General features: G+C 64.4%; 19 protein-coding genes. 12 read left to right on the forward strand and 7 right to left on the reverse strand.

Going from position 1 to position 19,443, the window contains the following annotated elements; all coding sequences use genetic code 11:
- Window positions 1–17 precede the first annotated feature (17 nt).
- Window positions 18–743, reverse strand: coding sequence for a 16S rRNA (uracil(1498)-N(3))-methyltransferase (locus H2O77_RS01665; protein ID WP_215823761.1), 726 nt, complete (start codon window positions 741–743; stop codon window positions 18–20).
- 197 nt (window positions 744–940) lie between these two features.
- On the opposite strand from H2O77_RS01665, the gene phaR reads away from it, so the two are divergent.
- The 4 genes from phaR (at window position 941) to H2O77_RS01685 (ending at window position 4,504) form a co-directional block, all read left to right on the forward strand.
- Window positions 941–1,459, forward strand: coding sequence for a polyhydroxyalkanoate synthesis repressor PhaR (phaR, locus tag H2O77_RS01670; RefSeq protein ID WP_043334733.1), 519 nt, complete (start codon window positions 941–943; stop codon window positions 1,457–1,459).
- 165 nt (window positions 1,460–1,624) lie between these two features.
- Window positions 1,625–2,917 carry a phosphoribosylamine--glycine ligase gene (purD, locus tag H2O77_RS01675; protein ID WP_213113713.1) on the forward strand — a complete coding sequence of 431 codons (1,293 nt, stop codon included), beginning with the start codon at window positions 1,625–1,627 and terminating at the stop codon, window positions 2,915–2,917.
- A 259-nt stretch (window positions 2,918–3,176) separates the two neighbouring features.
- Entirely contained in the window at window positions 3,177–3,632 is a 456-nt protein-coding gene (locus tag H2O77_RS01680) for an acyl-CoA thioesterase (protein WP_052384717.1), read from the forward strand.
- Window positions 3,632–4,504 (forward strand): phosphoribulokinase, encoded by an 873-nt coding sequence (locus H2O77_RS01685; RefSeq protein WP_043334728.1) that lies wholly within the window; start codon window positions 3,632–3,634, stop codon window positions 4,502–4,504. Before H2O77_RS01680 ends, H2O77_RS01685 begins: the two co-directional genes overlap by 1 nt.
- A 35-nt stretch (window positions 4,505–4,539) precedes the next feature.
- Here H2O77_RS01685 and H2O77_RS01690 read toward each other — a convergent pair whose 3' ends face one another.
- A complete protein-coding gene (locus tag H2O77_RS01690) occupies window positions 4,540–5,370 on the reverse strand; it encodes an RIO1 family regulatory kinase/ATPase (protein WP_215823762.1) in 831 nt (276 codons plus the stop codon).
- Between the two features lie 221 nt (window positions 5,371–5,591).
- Between H2O77_RS01690 and H2O77_RS01695 the strand changes: the two genes are divergently transcribed.
- Both H2O77_RS01695 and coq7 read left to right on the forward strand, forming a co-directional pair.
- On the forward strand, window positions 5,592–5,933 hold the full coding sequence (locus H2O77_RS01695) for a histidine triad nucleotide-binding protein (protein ID WP_043334727.1): 342 nt from the start codon (window positions 5,592–5,594) through the stop codon (window positions 5,931–5,933).
- 260 nt (window positions 5,934–6,193) lie between these two features.
- Complete coding sequence (gene coq7 / locus H2O77_RS01700) at window positions 6,194–6,841, forward strand: 2-polyprenyl-3-methyl-6-methoxy-1,4-benzoquinone monooxygenase (protein ID WP_043334772.1); 648 nt, start codon at window positions 6,194–6,196, stop codon at window positions 6,839–6,841.
- Window positions 6,842–7,020: 179 nt separating this feature from the next.
- Here coq7 and H2O77_RS01705 read toward each other — a convergent pair whose 3' ends face one another.
- Window positions 7,021–7,374: a hypothetical protein gene (locus H2O77_RS01705; protein WP_052384715.1), complete on the reverse strand. Its 354-nt coding sequence runs from the start codon at window positions 7,372–7,374 to the stop codon at window positions 7,021–7,023.
- Window positions 7,375–7,710: 336 nt separating this feature from the next.
- Window positions 7,711–8,334: a hypothetical protein gene (locus H2O77_RS01710; RefSeq protein WP_215823763.1), complete on the reverse strand. Its 624-nt coding sequence runs from the start codon at window positions 8,332–8,334 to the stop codon at window positions 7,711–7,713.
- A gap of 471 nt (window positions 8,335–8,805) precedes the next feature.
- On the opposite strand from H2O77_RS01710, the gene H2O77_RS01715 reads away from it, so the two are divergent.
- From H2O77_RS01715 to H2O77_RS01740, 6 genes are all read left to right on the forward strand, one after another.
- On the forward strand, window positions 8,806–9,315 hold the full coding sequence (locus tag H2O77_RS01715; protein ID WP_215823764.1) for a hypothetical protein: 510 nt from the start codon (window positions 8,806–8,808) through the stop codon (window positions 9,313–9,315).
- Window positions 9,316–9,467: 152 nt separating this feature from the next.
- Window positions 9,468–10,166, forward strand: coding sequence for a response regulator transcription factor (locus H2O77_RS01720; protein ID WP_175089965.1), 699 nt, complete (start codon window positions 9,468–9,470; stop codon window positions 10,164–10,166).
- Window positions 10,163–11,527 carry a HAMP domain-containing sensor histidine kinase gene (locus tag H2O77_RS01725; protein ID WP_215823765.1) on the forward strand — a complete coding sequence of 455 codons (1,365 nt, stop codon included), beginning with the start codon at window positions 10,163–10,165 and terminating at the stop codon, window positions 11,525–11,527. Before H2O77_RS01720 ends, H2O77_RS01725 begins: the two co-directional genes overlap by 4 nt.
- Window positions 11,528–11,868: 341 nt before the next feature.
- On the forward strand, window positions 11,869–12,534 hold the full coding sequence (locus tag H2O77_RS01730) for an ankyrin repeat domain-containing protein (RefSeq protein ID WP_215823766.1): 666 nt from the start codon (window positions 11,869–11,871) through the stop codon (window positions 12,532–12,534).
- 26 nt (window positions 12,535–12,560) lie between these two features.
- Window positions 12,561–13,058 carry a hypothetical protein gene (locus H2O77_RS01735; protein WP_175089961.1) on the forward strand — a complete coding sequence of 166 codons (498 nt, stop codon included), beginning with the start codon at window positions 12,561–12,563 and terminating at the stop codon, window positions 13,056–13,058.
- A complete protein-coding gene (locus H2O77_RS01740; RefSeq protein WP_213113718.1) occupies window positions 13,055–13,597 on the forward strand; it encodes a retropepsin-like aspartic protease in 543 nt (180 codons plus the stop codon). Before H2O77_RS01735 ends, H2O77_RS01740 begins: the two co-directional genes overlap by 4 nt.
- 148 nt (window positions 13,598–13,745) lie before the next feature.
- Here H2O77_RS01740 and gnd read toward each other — a convergent pair whose 3' ends face one another.
- The 3 genes from gnd to H2O77_RS01755 form a co-directional block, all read right to left on the reverse strand.
- Window positions 13,746–14,729, reverse strand: a complete 984-nt coding sequence (gene gnd, locus H2O77_RS01745; RefSeq protein WP_043334711.1) for a phosphogluconate dehydrogenase (NAD(+)-dependent, decarboxylating) — start codon at window positions 14,727–14,729, stop codon at window positions 13,746–13,748.
- A gap of 168 nt (window positions 14,730–14,897) precedes the next feature.
- Complete coding sequence (locus tag H2O77_RS01750; protein ID WP_215823767.1) at window positions 14,898–16,151, reverse strand: ribonucleotide-diphosphate reductase subunit beta; 1,254 nt, start codon at window positions 16,149–16,151, stop codon at window positions 14,898–14,900.
- Between the two features lie 277 nt (window positions 16,152–16,428).
- On the reverse strand, window positions 16,429–19,329 hold the full coding sequence (locus tag H2O77_RS01755; RefSeq protein WP_043334707.1) for a ribonucleoside-diphosphate reductase subunit alpha: 2,901 nt from the start codon (window positions 19,327–19,329) through the stop codon (window positions 16,429–16,431).
- Window positions 19,330–19,443: the final 114 nt, after the last annotated feature.

Genomic DNA, 19,443 nt, shown 5'->3' on the forward strand with positions numbered 1-19,443 from the left:
GTATGACCAGACGCTCTTCAGCCCAGGCGCGCCAGTAGCGCTGTGACGGCCGTCTCGACGCGCAGGATACGCTCGCCCAGATGCACCCCTTCAAAGCCTGTCGCCATGAATTTCTCGACCTCATAGTCCACGAAGCCGCCTTCCGGGCCGATGGCCAGGATCACCGGCTCGCGGACGGCGCGTGGGCATTCATCCGGCATGCCCGGATGGGCGATGATGCCACGCGGAGGCGTGCCTGATGCTGGCGTCATCAGTGCCGGCAGGCGGTCTTCCACGAAGGGCTTGAACAGTTTCTCGTGGGTCACCGTCGGCATGATGGTGTCACGCGCCTGCTCCAGTCCCAGCACCAGATGCTGGCGAATCTTGTCTTCCTTCAGTTCCGGCGACTGCCAATAACTCTTCTCGACCCGGCGCGTATGCAGCAGGGTGATGTGCTTTACGCCCAATGCCGTGACGTGTTCCAGCGAGCGTGCCAGCATGCGCGGGCGCGGCAGCGCCAGCAGCAGATGCACGTCGAGTGGCGCCGGCGGCTGACGGTCCAGCGTCAGGCTGAATTCGGCGCTGTCCGCGTCCAGTCGCTCCAGGCGGCCACGGCCGATCAGGCCACCCTCCACCCCCAGCGTCATCTCGTCGCCGACGCTGGCACGATGCACCTCACGCAGATGGCGCAGGCGGCGTGGGTCCGTGACACGTGCATGGTCCTGAGCGGTCAGGTCGTCAGCGCCGAGCAAAATCAGATTCATGGCAATACCGGGGCAGTGGAGGGCGGGATGCATCGCTTACAGACAGCGGCAAGCGGGCGTTATTCTAGCATGTCGTGCATGCTGACCCGACGGGGACAGCGTTGGCATGGTGTCAATGGCTGACGCGTGGAGACGCCTTTTCTTGCAGTCCCCCCCCTTGAGTGCACAATGAAGAAAAATCGACAGGAGCCTGACACGTGCGAGTGATCCGCAAATATGCCAATCGGCGCCTATACGACACCGAGCAGAGCCGCTACGTGACCCTGGAAGATCTGCGCAGCCTGGTGCTGGCGGAAGAGGTCTTCAAGGTCGAGGACGCCAAGAGCGGTGAGGACCTCACGCGCACCATCCTGCTGACCATCATCATCGAGCAGGAGCAGGGCGAGGGCGAGGCCGAGGTCTTCTCCAACGAGCTGCTGGAGCAGTTCATCCGCATCTACGCGATGGCCAAGCCGCTGCCGCTGGCCGGTTATCTGGAGCAGGGCACGCGTCTGATGATGGAGCAGCAGCAGCGCATGCAGGAGCAGTGGTCCCAGGCCATGCGTCACTCGCCGATGGAGATGATGCGCGAGGTCGCCGAAGAGAACCTGCGCTTCTGGCAACAGGCCATGGGCGCTGGCATGGGCGCTGGCAAGAATGCCTCACGCTCACAGCCGAGTGATGCGGATGCGGCGCCTGATGAGTCGGACACGCCGCCGGACGATGAGCGACGCTGAGTGTGACGCCGTGTCAGATCCAGCTTTCACATAAATTCATCGTGATGTGAAAAGGGGCGCCCCGAGCAGGGCGCCTTTCTGCCATAATGCGCAGCCTGATATTTCCTCGGTAGCTCGCGCCATGCGGGTAGCCCTGATCCTCACTGGCTCATGAAGGTTGAAAAGATGAAGGTCCTGATCATCGGCGGCGGTGGCCGCGAACATGCGCTGGCCTGGAAGGCCGCCCAGTCATCCCGTGTCGAGGAGGTCTTCGTGGCGCCCGGCAATGCGGGTACGGCGCGCGAGTCCAAGCTGACCAATCTGGCGATTGCCGCTGACGATCTCGATGCGCTGGTCGCCTTCGCGCGTGACAACGCCATCGAGCTGACCATCGTCGGCCCGGAAGCGCCGCTGGTGATCGGCGTGGTCGATCGCTTCCGCGAGGCGGGGCTCAAGTGCTTCGGCCCGACGGCCGGTGCCGCCCAGCTGGAAGGCTCCAAGGCCTTCACCAAGGACTTCCTGGCGCGTCACGCCATCCCGACCGGCGACTACGCGACCTTCGCGGAGGTCGATGCGGCGCTTGAGTATCTGGCGGCCCATCCGGCGCCCATCGTCATCAAGGCCGATGGCCTGGCGGCGGGCAAGGGTGTCGTGGTCGCGATGAGCGACGAGGAAGCCCGCGCCGCGGTGCGTGACATGCTCGAGGACAACGCCTTCGGCGATGCCGGCGCACGTGTGGTGATCGAGGAATTCCTCGACGGCGAGGAAGCCAGCTTCATCGTGATGGTCGACGGCGAGAACGTACTGCCGATGGCCACCAGTCAGGATCACAAGCGCGTCGGCGAAGGCGATACCGGCCCCAACACCGGCGGCATGGGGGCCTACTCTCCGGCGCCGGTGGTGACGGCTGACGTTCACCAGCGCGTGATGGACGAGATCATCCTGCCCACCGTGCGTGGCATGGCGGCTGAAGGCCATCCCTATACCGGCTTCCTGTATGCCGGCCTGATGATCGATGCCCAGGGCGCGCCGAAGATCATCGAATACAACTGCCGCTTCGGTGACCCGGAAACCCAGCCGATCATGGTGCGTCTGAAGTCCGATCTGGTCGCGCTGTGTCTGGCCGCCGAAGACGGGCGTCTCGACACCCAGGCCTGCGAGTGGGATTCCCGCGCGGCGGTCGGCGTGGTGCTGGCAGCTGGCGGCTACCCGGCCAGCTACCGCAAGGGCGATGTCATCAGCGGCTTCGACGCTGCCGAAGCGACCGGCTGCAAGGTCTTCCATGCCGGCACCGCCGAGCAGGACGGCCAGGTCGTCACCAGCGGGGGTCGCGTGCTGTGCGTCACCGCACTGGGCGACAGCGTCGCGGCGGCCACCGAGCGTGCCTATGAAGGCGTCGATGCCATCAGCTGGCAGGACATGCTGGTGCGTCGCGACATCGCCTGGCGTGCCATCGCTCGCGAGCGCGGCGATAGCTGAAAGCGCTGAGTCGCACGGGCCATCGCCCCGCGACATGCCTGCTTCACGACAAGACCCGGCCTCAGGCCGGGTCTTGTCGTTGGGGCGTCTCTCGATGCCCTGAGCGCCTACGACCATCGTGTCGGGGTCTGGTCATGTCGGTGTCGGGCATGCGATAACGCTAGTCATCCTATATTCCTTCTTGAGGCTGACCGGCGTCGAAAGATGGCGTCGCCGTCCGCCCTGAACCCTTTTCCTGTCTCGCCGACAAGGAGTCTGCATGGACCGTATCCGGCTTGAATTTCCGGTTTCCCGCCTGGTACATCGCCACCCGATGACGATTCGGGTCAGCGACATCAACTATGGCCAGCACCTGGGCCACGACAGCGTAGTCAGCCTGGCGCACGAGGCGCGGGGCCAGGCCTGGCAGGCGCTGGGCTTCCCCGAATGGAACATCGATGGGCTGATGAGCATCGTCGCGGATCTCGCCGTGCAGTATCAGGGCGAGGGCCGGCTGGGTGACGCCCTCGTGGTGGAAACGGCCATCGACAGCGTGTCCGGCAAGGGACTTGGCGTCCATCACCGCCTGCTGCGTGTCAGCGATGACGCGGTACTGGCGACGCTGCGCGTCGGGCTGGTGTTCGCTGGCGAGCAGGGGCTGGCGGAGCCGAGCGCGCGCGCCAGTGCCGCCATCGAGCAGGCCGTCTCAGCCATGTCGTCCCGGGTAGCCAACTGATGTCGCGGGAATATCCGATCATCGCCGTGACGGGGTCTTCCGGCGCGGGCACCACCACCGTCATGCGCACCTTCGAGCGCATGTTCTCGCGTGAGGCGATTCATGCCGCCTACGTGGATGGGGATGCCTTTCACCGTTATACCCGTGACGAGCTGGTGCGCATGTTTCAGGAGGCGCCGGAGCGCAAGCGCGAGCTGTCTCACTTCGCGGTCGAGGCCAACCAACTGGATCGTCTGGAAGCGCTGTTCGTCGAATATGGCGAGCAGGGCTCCGGCACGCATCGCCATTACATCCATGCCGAAGACAAGCGCATGATCGAGGCCGGCTACAAGGTCGGCACCTTCACCGAATGGCAGTCTCTGCCGGACTGTACGGACCTGCTGTTCTACGAGGGGCTGCATGGCGGGCTGGTGACGCCGGAGCATGACATCGCGCGTCATGTCGATCTGCTGATCGGGGTGGCACCGACCATGAATCTGGAGTGGATCCAGAAGATCGATCGCGACACCAAGCTGCGCGGGCACTCCCAGGAAGCGGTGGTGGACACCATCCTGAGCCGCATGGATGACTACGTGCGCTATATCCAGCCGCAGTTCTCACGCACGCACATCAACTTCCAGCGCGTGCCGACGGTGGATACCTCCAACCCCTTCGAGCCGCAGGATATCCCGACGGATGCCGAGTCGATGGTCGTGATCCACTTCCGCGATCCCGGCAGTGTCGACTTCCCGTTTCTGCTCGCGATGATCCAGGGCTCGTTCATGTCGCGCCCGCATACGCTGGTGGTGCCCGGCGCGCTGATGGCACTGGCCATCGAGCTGATCATCACGCCGCTGGTCAAGAGCCTGCTGGCACAGCGGCGGTTTCGCTGAGCGGGAGACATGAAGGGGGCTGGGCTCGGGCTGGCTCAGTACTTGCGGCCCTTGAGGCGTGGCAGGATGCCCTTCTTCCAGACGCGCAGGGTGCGATTCAGGCGGCCGCTGCGGATCAGCAGGCGTGCCTCGCGGGTGCTCAGCGGCAGGCCGAGAGTGCGTTGCTTGAGCTTCAGCGAGTGACGCAGATCGAAGCGGCGCATCATGCGCGCGAGGGAGGCTGTGCCTGGCAGGCGCGGCAGGCGGACGGCAGAGGTGAAGTCGATCAGGACCGGCACGCCATCGCGCAGCACGACGTTGGAGCCACGGATGTCGTTGTGGGCCATCTGGCGCTGATGGAGTTGCTGCACGACGAGAATCAGCTGCTGACTGAGGCGGGCATCCGTCACGTCATCCATGGCGGCGTCACTCAGCAACGGTCCGGGAATGTACTCCATCGCCAGCGACAGCGGTGACAGGCGCGCCACGGCGCGGGGGGCGTGTGTCCAGTCGCCCAGGCGCTCGAGCATCTTCAGCTCATGGCGTACCAGCCAGCGTGCCACCAATGCCGCCGGCGTGCCGGCATAGCGGCGGTAATCCTTGCAGACCACCGGCTGGCCATTGAGGTGCGTGATGTAGACCTCGGCCTTGAGAAAGCCCTTGGCACGCTGCAGGAACTCGCCCGGGGCCTGCTCACCGTCAACACGCGCGACCCTGGGCGCGGCACGCAGTGCCGCCCGCGCCTTCTCGGCGCGCGTGGGCTCAGCGCGATCGACGGCGGGGGCGCCGACAGTGGCCGGTCGTGTCTCGCCGTGAGCACCAAGGCCGGCCTCCAGTTCGTGGTTGGCCTTGCGCAGGGAGGAATCTTGGCGAGTGAACACGGGCATGACGGTCGGCTTCTCGTTAGCGGGATAACAATGATTATCCTACTGTTTTCCTCATTCGCCCACTGGCAGCGGTGAATCAGTCTGTTTCCCTAAAGGCGACATTGCTCTGTTCACAAGCTGGCCCGCGTTTTCCTGCGTCTGCCCTTGGCCTGTTGCCCGGCTGGCGCTACGCTGGCAGGCCACGCTGCCGTGGGCAGCCCCACTTCAAGGGAGAAGGTGTCATGGACTGTCTGTTCTGCAAGATCATCAACCGCGAGATTCCCGCCGATATCGTCTATGAGGATGATGAGGTGCTGGCCTTCAATGACATCAATCCGCAGGCGCCGACCCATGTGTTGATCATCCCCAAGCAGCACATCGCCACGCTCAACGATATCGAGGAGCATCAGCTGGCCACGGTAGGGCGCCTGCAGTACACCGCAGCCAGACTGGCGAAGGACTACGGTTTTGCCGAGGGCGGTTATCGCGTGGTGATGAACTGCAATGAAGATGGCGGCCAGACGGTCTATCATATTCATATGCACCTGATGGGTGGTCGCCGCTTCACATGGCCGGCTGGCTGAGCCGGCATAGAGCAGGCGCCTGTACCGGCGGTTCGCGGGCAGGTAGCGGCTAGCGATAACAAGCGCGCGGCACACAGGCGCATACCGGCAATGTCGTGAAAACGGCATTGCCGGTTTTTCATTGGGGAATCCACGGCGCAAGGGAGCCGGTCAGGCCTCGCCCGGCGACACTCTGCCCCTTACCGTCGCGGGCTGGCTTGCGTAAGATGGCCTCATTGCTCACGCCGTGCAGGAGTCTTCCCATGCCGCATTCCGATGCCATTTCGGCGCAACGTCATCACAGCCGCGCCGATCAGTTGATCCATCAGTTCGACACCGTACTGCGTACCCTGGTGCCACATGCCGCCCAGCCGTCGCGTCCCTCTCCGGCGGGCGACATCCATGACGAAGCGATCAGCGACGAAGAGCGTCAGCACGCCGCTGGCCTGATGCGCATCAATCACACCGGCGAGGTGTGTGCGCAGGCGCTCTATCAGGGGCAGGGGTTCACAGCGCGTCTGCCCGAAACACGCACGCAGATGGAGCTGGCCGCCCAGGAAGAGATCGATCACCTGGCCTGGTGCGATGCACGACTCGTCGAGCTGGATGCCAATACCAGCCTGCTCAATCCGCTGTTCTACATGACGAGCTTCGCCCTCGGGGCAGCGGCCGGTGCCATCAATGACAAGGTCAGCCTCGGGTTCGTGGCCGCGACCGAAGAGCTGGTCGGCGAGCACCTGTCGAAGCACCAGCAGACGCTGCCCGAGGGCGATCAGCGCTCACGTGCCGTCTTGCGCCAGATGGAAATCGACGAAGCCCATCATGAGCAGTGGGCGCTGGAAGCCGGTGGTCATCGCTTCCCGGGGCCGCTGAAGAGCGCCATGCGCCTGATGTCCAAGGTGATGACGGCCAGCGTCTACCGGGTGTGATGGTCAGACGCCTGAGCCTGCCTTGGCAGCATCAGGACGCTGCAACGCAAAAGGCCGCCCCATGGGGCGGCCTTTGTGTTTTTGGCGAACGTCGTGATGATCAATACGAGACGATCATAGCGAGACGGCCAGTGCGAGTCGGCCAGTGTGAGACGCTCAGCGGTCTCTGGCGTCAGGACTTATTCCTTGACCTGGTATTCACCGTCCAGCGTCTCGGTGCTGCTGCCGTCTTCACGCGTGGCATCACGCGAGTAGTTCTGGCGGCCACTGGCCTTGTCCTGGGCCTCCTGCATGCGCTGCTGCATCTCGCTCATGCGCTTTTTCATGCGACGGCGAATGAAGGGCAGCATGATGATGCCGAGTACCATCATCACCAGCGCCGCGAACAGGCTGAAGATCATGACCACGCCACCGATCAGCCAGGCGGCGACCAGCTTGAGGCCGGACAGGCCATTGGAGGGGCGTTGGTTGCCTGCATTGGCCTGCCATTGGCGAGCCTGGTTCCACAGAGTGTTGTGCTGTTGGCCTTGCATGTGTCTTCTCCACGATAGAGCCGGGCCGTCAGGCCGGGCGAGGATGACCCGATAGGTGAAAGTGGGTGGTCGGGGATATCGGGTCAGGAAACAGGGGTATTGCCCTCCCGGCTCAACTGGCATTCGTGCTCTGGGCCGGGGGATGGGTAAGTGGGGCTCGATGCGACGCACTTTTGCATGAGGCGCTTGATGGCATCGGGCGGCCGGTTGACTCGTTCAGCATCGAAGTTGGCATCGTTGCCGTCAAGCGGCTTCGGCGTTGATCCAGCGCTGGATGTCGGGTTTAGTTCCTGAACCACTTCAAGGCACGGCGGCTGGACAAGCGGGTCGATCAGTTCACGGCCGATAATCCGGATTCATGGACACGCTGGCGGCGAGGTTGAAAGCGTTGCCCGGCAGCGGCATGTTCAATGTCATCCGTTGCGGCTTGCCTTGCGCATCGCGCCCGTGAATCTGGATGGCGTGCGCAGCGACTTCGACGCTTTGTACACTCTTGATGCCGTCGACAGCGGCAAAATTCAAGGTCTGGCGCATGCTGTCGCCATCGATGGCCTTGTCGCCGGGCTCGGAATCACTCTGGCGCAGCGCTTCGCTGATGAATTCTCCATCGGCGAGATTGATGGCCAGTTCCATCTGCCACCCATTATGCCCCCAGCCCGTGAACTGAACATGATCGTCGCGGATATCCATCGTGCTGAATTCCATCATGCCCTTGCGACTGGCGTGGATCATCATCTGCGTGAGCAGCTCTGGCGCGAGCCCTTGAGTAGTCGCGGCGTCAGAGATATCCGTCGCAGGCTTTCCGGCTGTGCGGGTGGCGGCCGTGTCCAGCGTGCTATCCCCGGCATCATCGCCGAGCGTGGCGGTCGCCTTGCCGTCATCTGAGTGCTCGCTGGTCGAGGGCCCTTTTGCAGAGAGCCCTGCGGTCGAGAGTTCTACCGCCGACAGCTGATGGCGCACCGGCAGGTCCTCGATGCCATTGGCATAGGCGGGAGCCGAACCCAGCATCAGGCCGAGTGCGCTGACGCCCAGGCCGTGTCGCCAGTGCTGGACTGCGCGGCTGGCGAGCCAGAAGCGCGACGGGGCGGTGCCTGCGGCCGAGGATGGCGGCTGCCGGGATGCGGAGTCCGATTCACGAGCGGGAGCAATACGGGACGCGGCTGATGGGGACATGACACCCTCCTCAAGGATGGCTGGGCATGGCGCTCACTGTGGGCCAGGCGACCTTGCGCGACGCTGAGACGTGAATTCATCTGAGGTTCATTGCCTCCTGTCAGTCTCTGCATCACAGGGTCAGTGGTTGCTCTCGCGTTGGTCCGCGTTGTTCCAACGCAGGTTTGATTGCACATTCCGTTGCTAGATTGAGCGCCACGCGCAAGCGCCCGCCTTGGGCGCACACCAGCCCCGCCGTCATTCACGAGGTTCCTCTTCATGCAGACTCCCCACAAGGCTCAGCCAGACGCCCGTGCAGCGCGTGGCAGTCAATGGCGGCAACGCTATGTCTGGCTGTGCCTCGGGCTCGGGAGCCTGCTGGTCGGAGCACTGGCACTGCCGCCGCATGCGCTGTGTGACAGCGAGCGCTGGCGCAGCCTGCACGACGAAGTCGCCGCCGGACGCGTCATCTCGTTGTCCGAGCTGCTCGATAGCCTCGAGCGCGACTGGCTGGGTCAGGTGGTCGAGGTGGAGCTCGAAGAGACGCATGGCGAGCTGATCTATGAGGTCGAGATGCTCGGGCCACAGGGCCAGATGGCCAGATTCACCGTGCGTGCCTCGGATGGCAGTCTGCGTGAGGTGCGCGGCGTCAATCTGGATGCCATGCGTCGCGCTGGCAGCGGTTCCTTGTCCGAGCCCCTGACCAAGCCCCTGACCAACCCCCTGCCCGAGACGACCGACGCGCCGCTCGTGACTGACGGCGCCAATGCCGAGGTCGAGAGTCAGTAGGACGAGGCAGGCAGTGGCCAGGCCAGGCAGTGTCAGCGCAGGCTGTGACAAGGGCGCCGAGGGTGCCTGGCGGCCCTGAGGAACGGTATGCTAGTGCCATTGTCCATTGCGCCACCGGTAGAACGCCGCTTGCGTCAGGAGCCCGAGAATCGATGAAGATATTGCTGGTTGAAGATGACATGCCGTTGGCCGAAGCGCTGATGGCGCGCCTGGGGGAAGCCGATGTACTGGTCGAGCATGCCACCACCGGGGGAGACGCCGACTTTTTGATCCAGACCGAGAGCTACGATGCCGTAGTGCTGGATCTCGGCCTGCCGGACGGTGATGGCACGCGCTGGCTGGCCCAGTGGCGGGAAGCCGGCATCGAGGTGCCGGTGCTGGTGCTGACCGCGCGCGAGCGCTGGTCTGACAAGGCCGCCGGCTTCTCCGCCGGCGCCGATGATTACGTCACCAAACCCTTCGAGACCGCCGAGGTCATCTTCCGTCTGCGGGCGCTGGTACGTCGCTCACGCGGCCATGCCCACCCCGTGCTCAAGCTGGGTGATCTGGCCTGTGACACCCACGGCGGTACCGTCAGTCTGGCGGGACGCCCCGTGTCGCTGACCGCCCAGGAAACGCGCCTGCTGATGCACTTGATGCACGCCGTGCCCGGCGTGGTCAGCCGTTCTGAACTGGTCGAGCATGTCTATGACCGCGACCACGAACCCGATTCCAATGTCATCGACGTGCAGATCAGCCGTCTGCGCCGCAAGCTGGGTGCCGAGCGCATCGAGACGCTGCGCGGGCGTGGCTATCGCCTGCGTGATCCGGACGCCGAGACACCGACGCCGGCGGATGGCAGCGACGCATGAAGCCACTGTCCGTCGGCCGCCGCTTGCTGGGCGGCTCGCTGGTCATTGCCTTGATCGTCATGCCGTTGACCGGACTCGGTCTGGCCTGGAGCTTCCGTGACGCCGTGACTACCGCCTTCGACCAGCGCCTGCTGTCGCTGTCGAAGGTGCTGATCGCCGCCATCCAGTTCGACCGCGAGAAGGGCCGCCCCGGCCTGACACGCTCGCTGGGCGACCCACGCTTCGATCAGGCCTATTCGGGCTGGTACTGGCAGATTTCCGATCGCAACGGCAATGTGCTGACGTCGCGCTCGCTGTGGGACCAACGTCTGCCGCCGCTGGAAGACATGGACAAGGGCGTCATAATCAGCCGTGACCTCAAGGGCCCGCGCCATCAGGTGTTGCGCTCCCTCGAGCGCGATATCCGCCTGCCCGGCCGCAACCAGCCACTGCACGTGATGGTGGCGGCCAGCCGTAGCGAGGTCGACGCCGAGGTCGCGCGCTTCGAGTGGCTGCTGGCGGGCGCGCTGGTGGCCTTGGCATCGCTGTTGGTGTGCGGCTCTGCCGCGCAGATCAGCTGGGGGCTGGCGCCTCTGCGGCGCCTGCGGGCTCGCCTCAAGAAGGTTGCCGACGGCGAGGCGGAGCGGCTGGAAGAGACCCGTCTGCCGCCGGAGCTGACCGAGCTGACCCGCGCCATCAATGCCGTGCTCGAGCGTGATCAGCGCTTGATCGAGCGCGGTCGTGCGGCGGCCGGCAATCTGGCGCATGCCCTCAAGACGCCGGTCAGCGTGCTCAAGGCGCAGTCCGAGCGCTTCAACGGCGAGGACCGTGCGCGGATCGACGCCGAGCTCAAACGCATCGATGAAGCCGTGCGCCACCACTTGGCGCGTGCCAGTGCCGCGGGTGGCGCGCATCTCAGCGGGCGCATCAGCCTGCGTGAGGCGGCGGGGCCGGTCTTCGAGGGGCTCGGGCGCTTGGCGAGTCGGCGTGGCATCACGCTCAGTCTGGCGCTGGAGGACGATGCCAGCGTGCGGGTCGACCCGCAGGACCTGCAGGAAATGGTCGGCAACCTGCTCGAGAACGCCTTGCAGTGGGCTCGCCAGCAGGTGCGCGTCAGCAGCGAGACCCGCGATGGCGGCGTGCTGTTGATCATCGAGGACGATGGCCCCGGCATGAATGAAGAAGAGGGCGCCGCCGCGCTGGGGCGTGGGGCGCGTCTTGATGAGGGGCGCTCCGGTTCCGGTCTGGGACTGGCGATCGTCGATGATCTGATGGCGCTCTACGGGGGCGAGCTGGCACTTGAGCGCTCCAGCCTGGGCGGCCTGGCGGCACGCGTCTGGCTGCCGAGCTCCCCGCTGGTCGGGGCGCAGCCGACGGAGTGACAGGGCGCCGCCTCGTTTATCGGCGCTCTTGTCTTGATAGCTCAGCGCTATCACAGCCATCCCGAGAGATGATTGGGCGCGGCCAGGGCGACACCGTATTCTGACGGTGTCCGGCTGGCAGCCGGACGGGCTTCGTTTCTGAGTCTCGTCTGCCGCGCCCTGCGGTGATGACGAACTGGCGCTCCTTCGGGAGCGCTTTTTTTTGCCTGTTATTCGTCGCGCCATGCCTGATCGACGATGCTCAAGGCGCCGATTGAACGCTGGCGGGGCTAACGGTCACGCTCAGGATCGCATAGGCTGTCAGAGAGTAAGCATCCGTTGCCGGGCGTCAGGAGGTGGTGATGAAGGACATGACAATGTGTGCTCAGCATGGCGATCTGGAGGGCCTGGCACAGGCCTTGGCCGCTCCCGATGCGCACGAGCGAGTCAATGACGTGGATTATCGTGGGCGCTCGCCATTGCTGGTCGCGGTGCAGGCCAATCAGCCGGAGGCGGTGGAGGCCCTGCTGGCCGCCGGCGCCGACTGCGAGCAGACCGATGCCCTGCACGACACGCCCCTGCTGGCTGCGGCCGCACTCGGCTATGGCCACTGCCTGAGCCGGCTGCTGGCGCATGGCGCCTCGGCGACGGTGCTCAATCGCTTCTCTTCCACTGCGCTGATGTCGGCCAGTGAACGTGGCCATGCCGATATCTGCCGTCAGCTGCTCGAGGAGACCGATGTCGACGTCAATCACCAGAATACGCTCGGCTGGACGGCGCTGATCGAGGCCGTGTTGCTGGGGGATGGCGGCGTTGACTATCAACGGGTCGTCGAGCAGCTGCTGGCCCACGGTGCCGACGTCAATCTGGCGGACGCCGAAGGTGTCACGCCGCTGGCGCATGCGCGCTGGCGCCAGTTCGATGCGCTGAGCGAGAGGCTGGAAGCGGCCGGCGGACACGAGCAGGGCGTGGCCCATGACGTGAGCGATGACGTCCAGGCCCATACCTCGACACCGCGTCGTGCATGATGGCACCGACCACAAGGAGGCATCGCATGGCGTTGACCTGGGGACTGATCATCATCGGCATCGCCTTGCTGCTGCTCGGCGGTTATCGCTGGCAGCAGGCGCAGTCCTTCGCCCGTAACAGCGCACAGGTGATGGGCGAGGTCATCAACCACGACCGCACGCTGCACGTCGAAGGGCGTGGCCCTATCCATCTGCCCAAGGGCGGCAGGCTCAGCGAGGATGAGGCCCTGGCGATGGCGGGTCTGCCGCCGGGTGGGCGCTTCAATATCGAGTCGATCCAGTATGCGCCCGTGGTGCGCTATCAGGATCAGCGTGATGGCTGGCACGAGATCATCTCGCCGCTGGCGGTGCCCTCGCCGACACCCGCCGTGGGGGAGAGCGTGGCGCTGGTCTATCGCCTCGACGCCCCGCATGAGGCCAGTCTGCCGGGGACGCGCGGCTGGCTGATCGGGGTGCCGTTGATTCTCGGCTTCGCACTGTGCGCCGTCGGCCTGCGTCTGCTGTTGCGGGGTGGTGGTGGATGAGTGATTCAGGGGGCGGCGCGACCCGCCGTTATGGTGTCGGCATGCTGGTGCTGTGCTGGGCGCTGATTCTCGCCATGCTGGTGTGGTGGTTTCAGGGCCAGCTTGATGAGCGCACCCGGCCCAATGCCTCGCTGGCTGGCCAGTCGCTGTCATCTGGCGAGCCACTGACCCTGTCGCGCAATCGCTCAGGGCACTTCGTGGCCCCTGGCACCATCAATGATCAACCGGTCACCTTCCTGCTCGATACCGGCGCCACCTATGTCTCGGTGTCGGAAGCGCTGGCCGAGCGTCTGCAGCTGCCACGCGGGCGGGATGCGCGCTTCACTACCGCCAATGGCGTCAGTCACGGTGCCCTGACCACACTGGATACCGTCAGTCTGGCGGGACTCAGCCAGCGCGAGGTGCGCGGGGCCATCGTGCCGGGCATGCACGATGAGGTGGTGCTGCTGGGAATGAGTTTCCTGGGAGAGTTCGATATCAACATGCGCGGTCAGCAGATGACGCTGACGCCGGTGGATGGCGCTGGCGGTGGCCGATAACGCCAGTGGCTGGCACTAAGGGCTGACAGGGCTGGCAAGAAGGGCGGCTGACACTCCACCGCTCTGCCAGCAGGTCCGCAAACGACAACGCCCCGCTCATGGTCTCCATGAGCGGGGCGTTTCACGTCTGGCGTGTCAGAGCAGGCGCTCAGTCTTTCCTGGGCGGCTCGACATGGCCACCGAAGCCGAAGCGCATCGCCGACAGCAGGCGGTTGGCGTAGGTGTTTTCCTTGCGCGAGCTGAAGCGCGAGAACAGCGCATTGGCCAGCACCGGCACGGCGACACCCTGCTCGACGGCGGCATCGACGGTCCAGCGGCCTTCGCCACTGTCGGAGACGGCACCGCTGTAGTGGTCCAGACGCTCGTCACCGGCCAGTGCCTGGGCGGTCAGGTCGAGCAGCCAGGAAGACACCACGCTGCCACGACGCCACACCTCGGCGATATCGGCCAGATTGAGGTCGAAGCGCTGATCTTCCGGCAGGGCGTCGGAGCCCTTGCTCTGCATCAGCTCGAAGCCCTCGGCGTAGGCCTGCATCAGGCCGTACTCGATGCCGTTGTGGACCATCTTCACGTAGTGACCGGCACCGACCGGACCGGCGTGGATGTAGCCGCGCTCGGCGCGCTCATCCGGGGCGTTGCGGCCCTTGGTGCGCTCGAGATCGCCATAGCCCGGGGCGAGGGTATCGAACAGCGGCTCGAGATGCTCGAACACGGCCTTCTCGGCACCGATCATCATGCAGTAGCCGCGCTCCAGGCCCCACACGCCGCCGGAAGTGCCCACATCGACGTAGTTCAGGCCCTTCAGCTTGAGGGCCGTGGCACGGCGGATGTCGTCCTTGTAGAAGGTGTTGCCGCCATCGATGATGGTGTCGCCGGCTTCCATCAGCTCGGCCAGCGTGGCGATGGTCTGCTCGGTGATCTCGCCCGCCGGCAGCATGACCCAGACGGCGCGCGGCGCCTCGAGCTGTTGAACCAGTTCCACGAGGCTATCGACGTGCGTCGCACCGTCGGCGACCAGTGACTGGGCGATTGCCGCGTCACGATCATGGGCGACCACTTCGTGGCCATTGCGCATCAAGCGACGAGCGATATTGCCGCCCATGCGGCCGAGTCCGATGATACCGAGTTGCATGTTCGTTCCTTTCACGTGAAGCCGGGGAGAGTCGGGACGGCGCGAAGCCTACCCTGTGCGGGCGCTGGACGCAAAAACGGGCCATATCAATGACATGGCCCGTTGGGGTGCTCAGCAGAGGCAGGCGTCAGTCGCGTGCCTGTCTCTGGGAGGGGGAGTGATCAGCGATCAATCCCAGCTCAGGGCACCGCCGACCTGATATTCGGTGACGCGCGTCTCGAAGAAGTTCTTCTCCTTGCGCAGGTCGATGATCTCGGACATCCACGGGAACGGGTTCTTGGCGCCCGGGAACTGCTCCTTGAGGCCCAGCTGCGCGAGGCGACGGTTGCAGATGAAGTGGAGGTATTCCTCCATGATGGCCGCGTTCATGCCCAGCACGCCGCGCGGCATGGTGTCACGCGCGTATTCGATCTCGAGCTGGGTGCCTTCCAGAATCATCTGGGTGACTTCGTCCTGGAATTCGGCGGTCCACAGGTGCGGATTCTCGACCTTGATCTGGTTGATCACGTCGATGCCGAAGTTCAGGTGCATGGACTCGTCACGCAGGATGTACTGGAACTGCTCGGCGACGCCGGTCATCTTGTTGCGACGACCCATGGACAGGATCTGGGAGAAGCCGCAGTAGAAGAAGATGCCTTCGGTGACGGCGTAGAAGCCGATCAGGTTGCGCAGGAATTCCTGGTCCGCTTCCGGTGTACCGGTGTGGAAGTCGGCACGCGCCAGCGCCTGGGTGTGCTTGAGGCTCCAGGCGGACTTGCGCGCCACGGAGTCCACTTCACGGTACATGTTGAAGACTTCGCCTTCGTCCATGCCCAGTGACTCGATGCAGTACTGGTAGGCGTGGGTGTGGATCGCCTCTTCGAAGGCCTGACGCAGCAGGTACTGGCGGCACTCCGGGTTGGTGATGTTCTTGTAGACGGCCAGCACCAGGTTGTTGGCGACCAGCGAGTCGGCAGTGGAGAAGTAACCCAGCGAGCGCATCACGATCAGGCGCTCGTCCTCGGTCAGGCCGTCCTGGCTCTTCCACAACGCGATGTCCGCGTTCATGTTCACTTCCTGCGGCATCCAGTGGTTCGCGGAGCCGTCGAGGTACTTCTGCCATGCCCAGTCGTACTTGAAGGGCACCAGCTGGTTGACGTCGGCGCGCGCATTGATCATGCGCTTCTCGTCGACCTGAATGCGCTGGGCACCCATTTCCAGTTCTTCCAGACCCTTGGCCACGTCGAGATCGTCCAGCGCCTGCTGGGCGCGGGCGATGCGCTCGGCATCGCTGATCGCGTAGCCTTCGCTGTTCTCGCTCGCGACGACAGCGTCAGCCGCCGGGGCAGCGGCGGGAGCTTCGGCCTGCGTCGCCGGTTTGGCCGTCGCCGGCTTCTCGGCAGCGGGGGCTTCGTCTTCGTGGAAATCGTCCCAGTTCAACATGTTGCGTTCCTCGTGTTCGGTGATGGTCACGCGGGCAGTCAGCGTGACAAAAAGGCAGGGGCGGTGCGTTCTACGACGCGAGCGCCATCGAGTGGCGTGGCTCCCACAGGGAGTCAGGCCCGGGCTTGTTTCGAGGGAATGTCAGGAGGCAGTGATTGTTGGTGGCGGCACAAGACCGAGCGGGGCTCGGTCTTGTGGATTTGCCGCAGTCCGCCTGCAAGGTGTGTCCTGGCAGGCGGTGAGTCAGCGTCAGCGGACTCGGGTCTGGCGCAATCGCTTACTGACAGGCCTCACAGCCCAACTCATCGATGTTGCTGGCGGAGGGGGCGCGCTGGCCGCTCTTGCCCTGCAGGAAGTCTTCGATGCCGCGCGGTTCCGGCTTGGCTTCCGGTGCCGGGGTCGGCGCGGGAGCAGGTGCCGGAGTCGGTGCATTGCCGACGGCGTTGTGCTTGCTGCGATCGACGGTGGATTTCTCCACGGCGGTCGCACCCAGAGCACGGAGGTAATAGGTGGTCTTGAGGCCACGGAACCATGCCATGCGGTAGGTCACGTCCAGCTTCTTGCCGGACACGCCCTGGATGTACAGGTTCAGGGACTGGGCCTGATCGATCCACTTCTGACGACGCGAGGCGGCTTCGACGATCCACTTCGGCTCGACTTCAAAGGCGTTGGCGTACAGCGCCTTGAGGTCTTCCGGGATGCGCTCGATCGGCTGCACGCTGCCGTCGTAGTACTTGAGATCGTTGATCATGACCTCGTCCCACAGGCCGCGCGCCTTGAGGTCGTTGACCATGTAGGCGTTGACCACGGTGAACTCGCCAGACAGGTTCGATTTGACGAACAGGTTCTGGTAGGTCGGTTCGATGGACTGCGAGACGCCACAGATGTTGGAGATCGTCGCGGTCGGCGCGATCGCCATCACGTTGGAGTTGCGCATGCCCTGGGTGCGGACCTTCTCGCGGATGTAGTCCCAGTCCTGAGTCTGGCTTTCGTCCATTTCGATGTAGTCGGCGCCACGCTCGGTCTTGAGCTTCTCGATGGAATCGATCGGCAGGATGCCCTGACTCCACAGCGAACCGTCAAAGCTTTCGTAACGACCACGCTCGGCGGCCAGATCACTGGAAGCTTCGATGGCGTGATAGCTGACGAGTTCCATGGATTCGTCGGCGAAGGTCACGGCTTCTTCGGAGGCATAGGCGATGGACTGCGCGTAGAGCGCATCCTGGAAGCCCATGATACCGAGGCCGACCGGGCGGTGACGCATGTTGGAGCGACGCGCCTGCGGTACGGCGTAGTAGTTGATGTCGATGACGTTATCGAGCATGCGCACGGCGGTACGCACCGACTTCTTGAGCTTGTCGCCATCCAGCTTGCCGTCGATGACGTGCTGCGCCAGGTTGATCGAGCCCAGGTTGCAGACCGCGATCTCGTCCTCGGAGGTGTTGAGGGTGATCTCGGTGCACAGGTTGGACGAGTGCACGACACCGGCGTGCTGCTGCGGGCTGCGCAGGTTGCACGGGTCCTTGAAGGTGATCCACGGGTGGCCGGTCTCGAACAGCATGGACAGCATCTTGCGCCACAGATCACGCGCCTTGACGCGCTTGAACAGCTTCAGCTGGCCCTGACGGGTCATCTCCTCGTACTGCTCGTAACGCGCCTGGAAGGCCGCGCCGTACAGGTCGTGGAGGTCCGGGCAGTCGGACGGCGAGAACAGGGTCCATTCGGTGTCATCGAAGACACGCTTCATGAAGAGATCCGGCACCCAGTTGGCGGTGTTCATGTCGTGGGTACGACGACGGTCATCACCGGTGTTCTTGCGCAGGTCGAGGAATTCCTCGACGTCCATGTGCCAGGTTTCCAGATAGGCACAGACGGCGCCCTTGCGCTTGCCACCCTGATTGACGGCAACGGCGGTGTCGTTGACGACCTTCAGGAAGGGCACGACGCCCTGGGACTTGCCGTTGGTGCCCTTGATGTAGGAGCCCAGCGCGCGCACCGGCGTCCAGTCATTGCCGAGACCACCCGCCCACTTGGAGAGCATGGCGTTGTCGCGGATGGCGCCGTAGATGCCGTCGAGGGCATCCGGCACGGTAGTCAGGTAGCAGCTGGACAGCTGGCTGCGACGGGTACCGGCGTTGAACAGTGTCGGCGTGGAAGCCATGTAGTCGAAGCTGGACAGCAGCTCGTAGAACTCGATGGCACGACCTTCGCGGTCTTCCTCGTTCAGGGACAGGCCCATGGCGACACGCATGAACATGACCTGCGGCAGCTCATAGCGCACGTCGTTCTGGTGCAGGAAGTAGCGGTCGTACAGGGTCTGCAGGCCGAGATAGGTGAACTGGTTGTCACGCGTGTGATCGATGGCCGCGCCGAGACGCTCCAGATCGAAGGTGGCCAGTTGCTCGTCCAGCTGCTCGAAGGCGATGCCGCTCTCGATGTAGGCCTTGAAGGCGACCGGGTAGTGGTCCTTCATCTCGCCGAAGGTGGCCTCGTCAGCGACCTTGAGGAAGCTCAGGGCTTCGCGGCGCAGGTTGTCCTGCAGCAGGCGGGCGGTGACGTAGGTGTAGTTCGGGTCCTTCTCGACCAGCGTACGCGCGGTCATCATCAGCGCGGTGGACACGCCATCGACCGGCACGCCGTCGTACAGATTCTTCAGGGAGTCATCGACGATCTTCTGGGCATCGACGTTGGAAAGCTCTGCGCAGGCATCGAAGACGAGGGTCTCGATACGGCCCAGATCCAGCGGGCGCACGCTGCCGTCGAGGTGCGTGACGTTGATGGTCGGGTGCGGCTTGGCGATGCCGTCGCTCTGGGCGCTGCGGGCACGAGCGTGCTCATCGCGGTACAGCACATAGGCACGGGCGACCTTGTGCTCGCCGGAACGCATCAGCGCCAGCTCGACCTGATCCTGGATGTCTTCGATGTGCAGGGTGCCACCGTCAGGCATGCGACGCTGGAAGGCGTCGGTGATCTGGCTGGTCAGCTGCTGAACCAGGTCGCGGATGCGCGAGCTGGACTCGACCTGATCGCCTTCCACGGCGATGAACGCCTTGGAGAGAGCGACGGAGATCTTGCTGGCGTCGAAGGCCGCAACATCGCCATTGCGCTTGATGACGCGCAGGCGCTGGGGGGCAGTCACGTCGACTGTCGCCTGATCGGTGCTGAAAGTGGAATCCATGACGCCTTCCTGAATCGTCTGAAGGTGAATCGTTGCCCGTTAGGGCTCGAGGGCAATTCGTATCGGGGCGCAGGCTGGAAATTCCTGCCGGCGCCCGGGGATATTCTGTCGTCG

The organism is Cobetia sp. 4B (genome assembly GCF_018831605.1).
Lineage (GTDB): Bacteria > Pseudomonadota > Gammaproteobacteria > Pseudomonadales > Halomonadaceae > Cobetia > Cobetia amphilecti.

What these genes read in the sequence shown, in the direction of transcription:
- H2O77_RS01695 (WP_043334727.1), top strand. Translation starts at nt 5,592, where the DNA reads ATGGACTGTCTGTTCTGCAAGATCATCAACCGCGAGATTCCCGCCGAT.
- H2O77_RS01705 (WP_052384715.1), bottom strand. Translation starts at nt 7,374, where the DNA reads ATGCAAGGCCAACAGCACAACACTCTGTGGAACCAGGCTCGCCAATGG.
- H2O77_RS01730 (WP_215823766.1), top strand. Translation starts at nt 11,869, where the DNA reads ATGAAGGACATGACAATGTGTGCTCAGCATGGCGATCTGGAGGGCCTG.
- H2O77_RS01740 (WP_213113718.1), top strand. Translation starts at nt 13,055, where the DNA reads ATGAGTGATTCAGGGGGCGGCGCGACCCGCCGTTATGGTGTCGGCATG.
- H2O77_RS01665 (WP_215823761.1), bottom strand. Translation starts at nt 743, where the DNA reads ATGAATCTGATTTTGCTCGGCGCTGACGACCTGACCGCTCAGGACCAT.
- H2O77_RS01685 (WP_043334728.1), top strand. Translation starts at nt 3,632, where the DNA reads ATGTCGCGGGAATATCCGATCATCGCCGTGACGGGGTCTTCCGGCGCG.
- gnd (WP_043334711.1), bottom strand. Translation starts at nt 14,729, where the DNA reads ATGCAACTCGGTATCATCGGACTCGGCCGCATGGGCGGCAATATCGCT.
- H2O77_RS01680 (WP_052384717.1), top strand. Translation starts at nt 3,177, where the DNA reads ATGGACCGTATCCGGCTTGAATTTCCGGTTTCCCGCCTGGTACATCGC.
- H2O77_RS01735 (WP_175089961.1), top strand. Translation starts at nt 12,561, where the DNA reads ATGGCGTTGACCTGGGGACTGATCATCATCGGCATCGCCTTGCTGCTG.
- H2O77_RS01720 (WP_175089965.1), top strand. Translation starts at nt 9,468, where the DNA reads ATGAAGATATTGCTGGTTGAAGATGACATGCCGTTGGCCGAAGCGCTG.
- H2O77_RS01750 (WP_215823767.1), bottom strand. Translation starts at nt 16,151, where the DNA reads ATGTTGAACTGGGACGATTTCCACGAAGACGAAGCCCCCGCTGCCGAG.
- H2O77_RS01715 (WP_215823764.1), top strand. Translation starts at nt 8,806, where the DNA reads ATGCAGACTCCCCACAAGGCTCAGCCAGACGCCCGTGCAGCGCGTGGC.
- H2O77_RS01725 (WP_215823765.1), top strand. Translation starts at nt 10,163, where the DNA reads ATGAAGCCACTGTCCGTCGGCCGCCGCTTGCTGGGCGGCTCGCTGGTC.
- purD (WP_213113713.1), top strand. Translation starts at nt 1,625, where the DNA reads ATGAAGGTCCTGATCATCGGCGGCGGTGGCCGCGAACATGCGCTGGCC.
- H2O77_RS01755 (WP_043334707.1), bottom strand. Translation starts at nt 19,329, where the DNA reads ATGGATTCCACTTTCAGCACCGATCAGGCGACAGTCGACGTGACTGCC.
- H2O77_RS01690 (WP_215823762.1), bottom strand. Translation starts at nt 5,370, where the DNA reads ATGCCCGTGTTCACTCGCCAAGATTCCTCCCTGCGCAAGGCCAACCAC.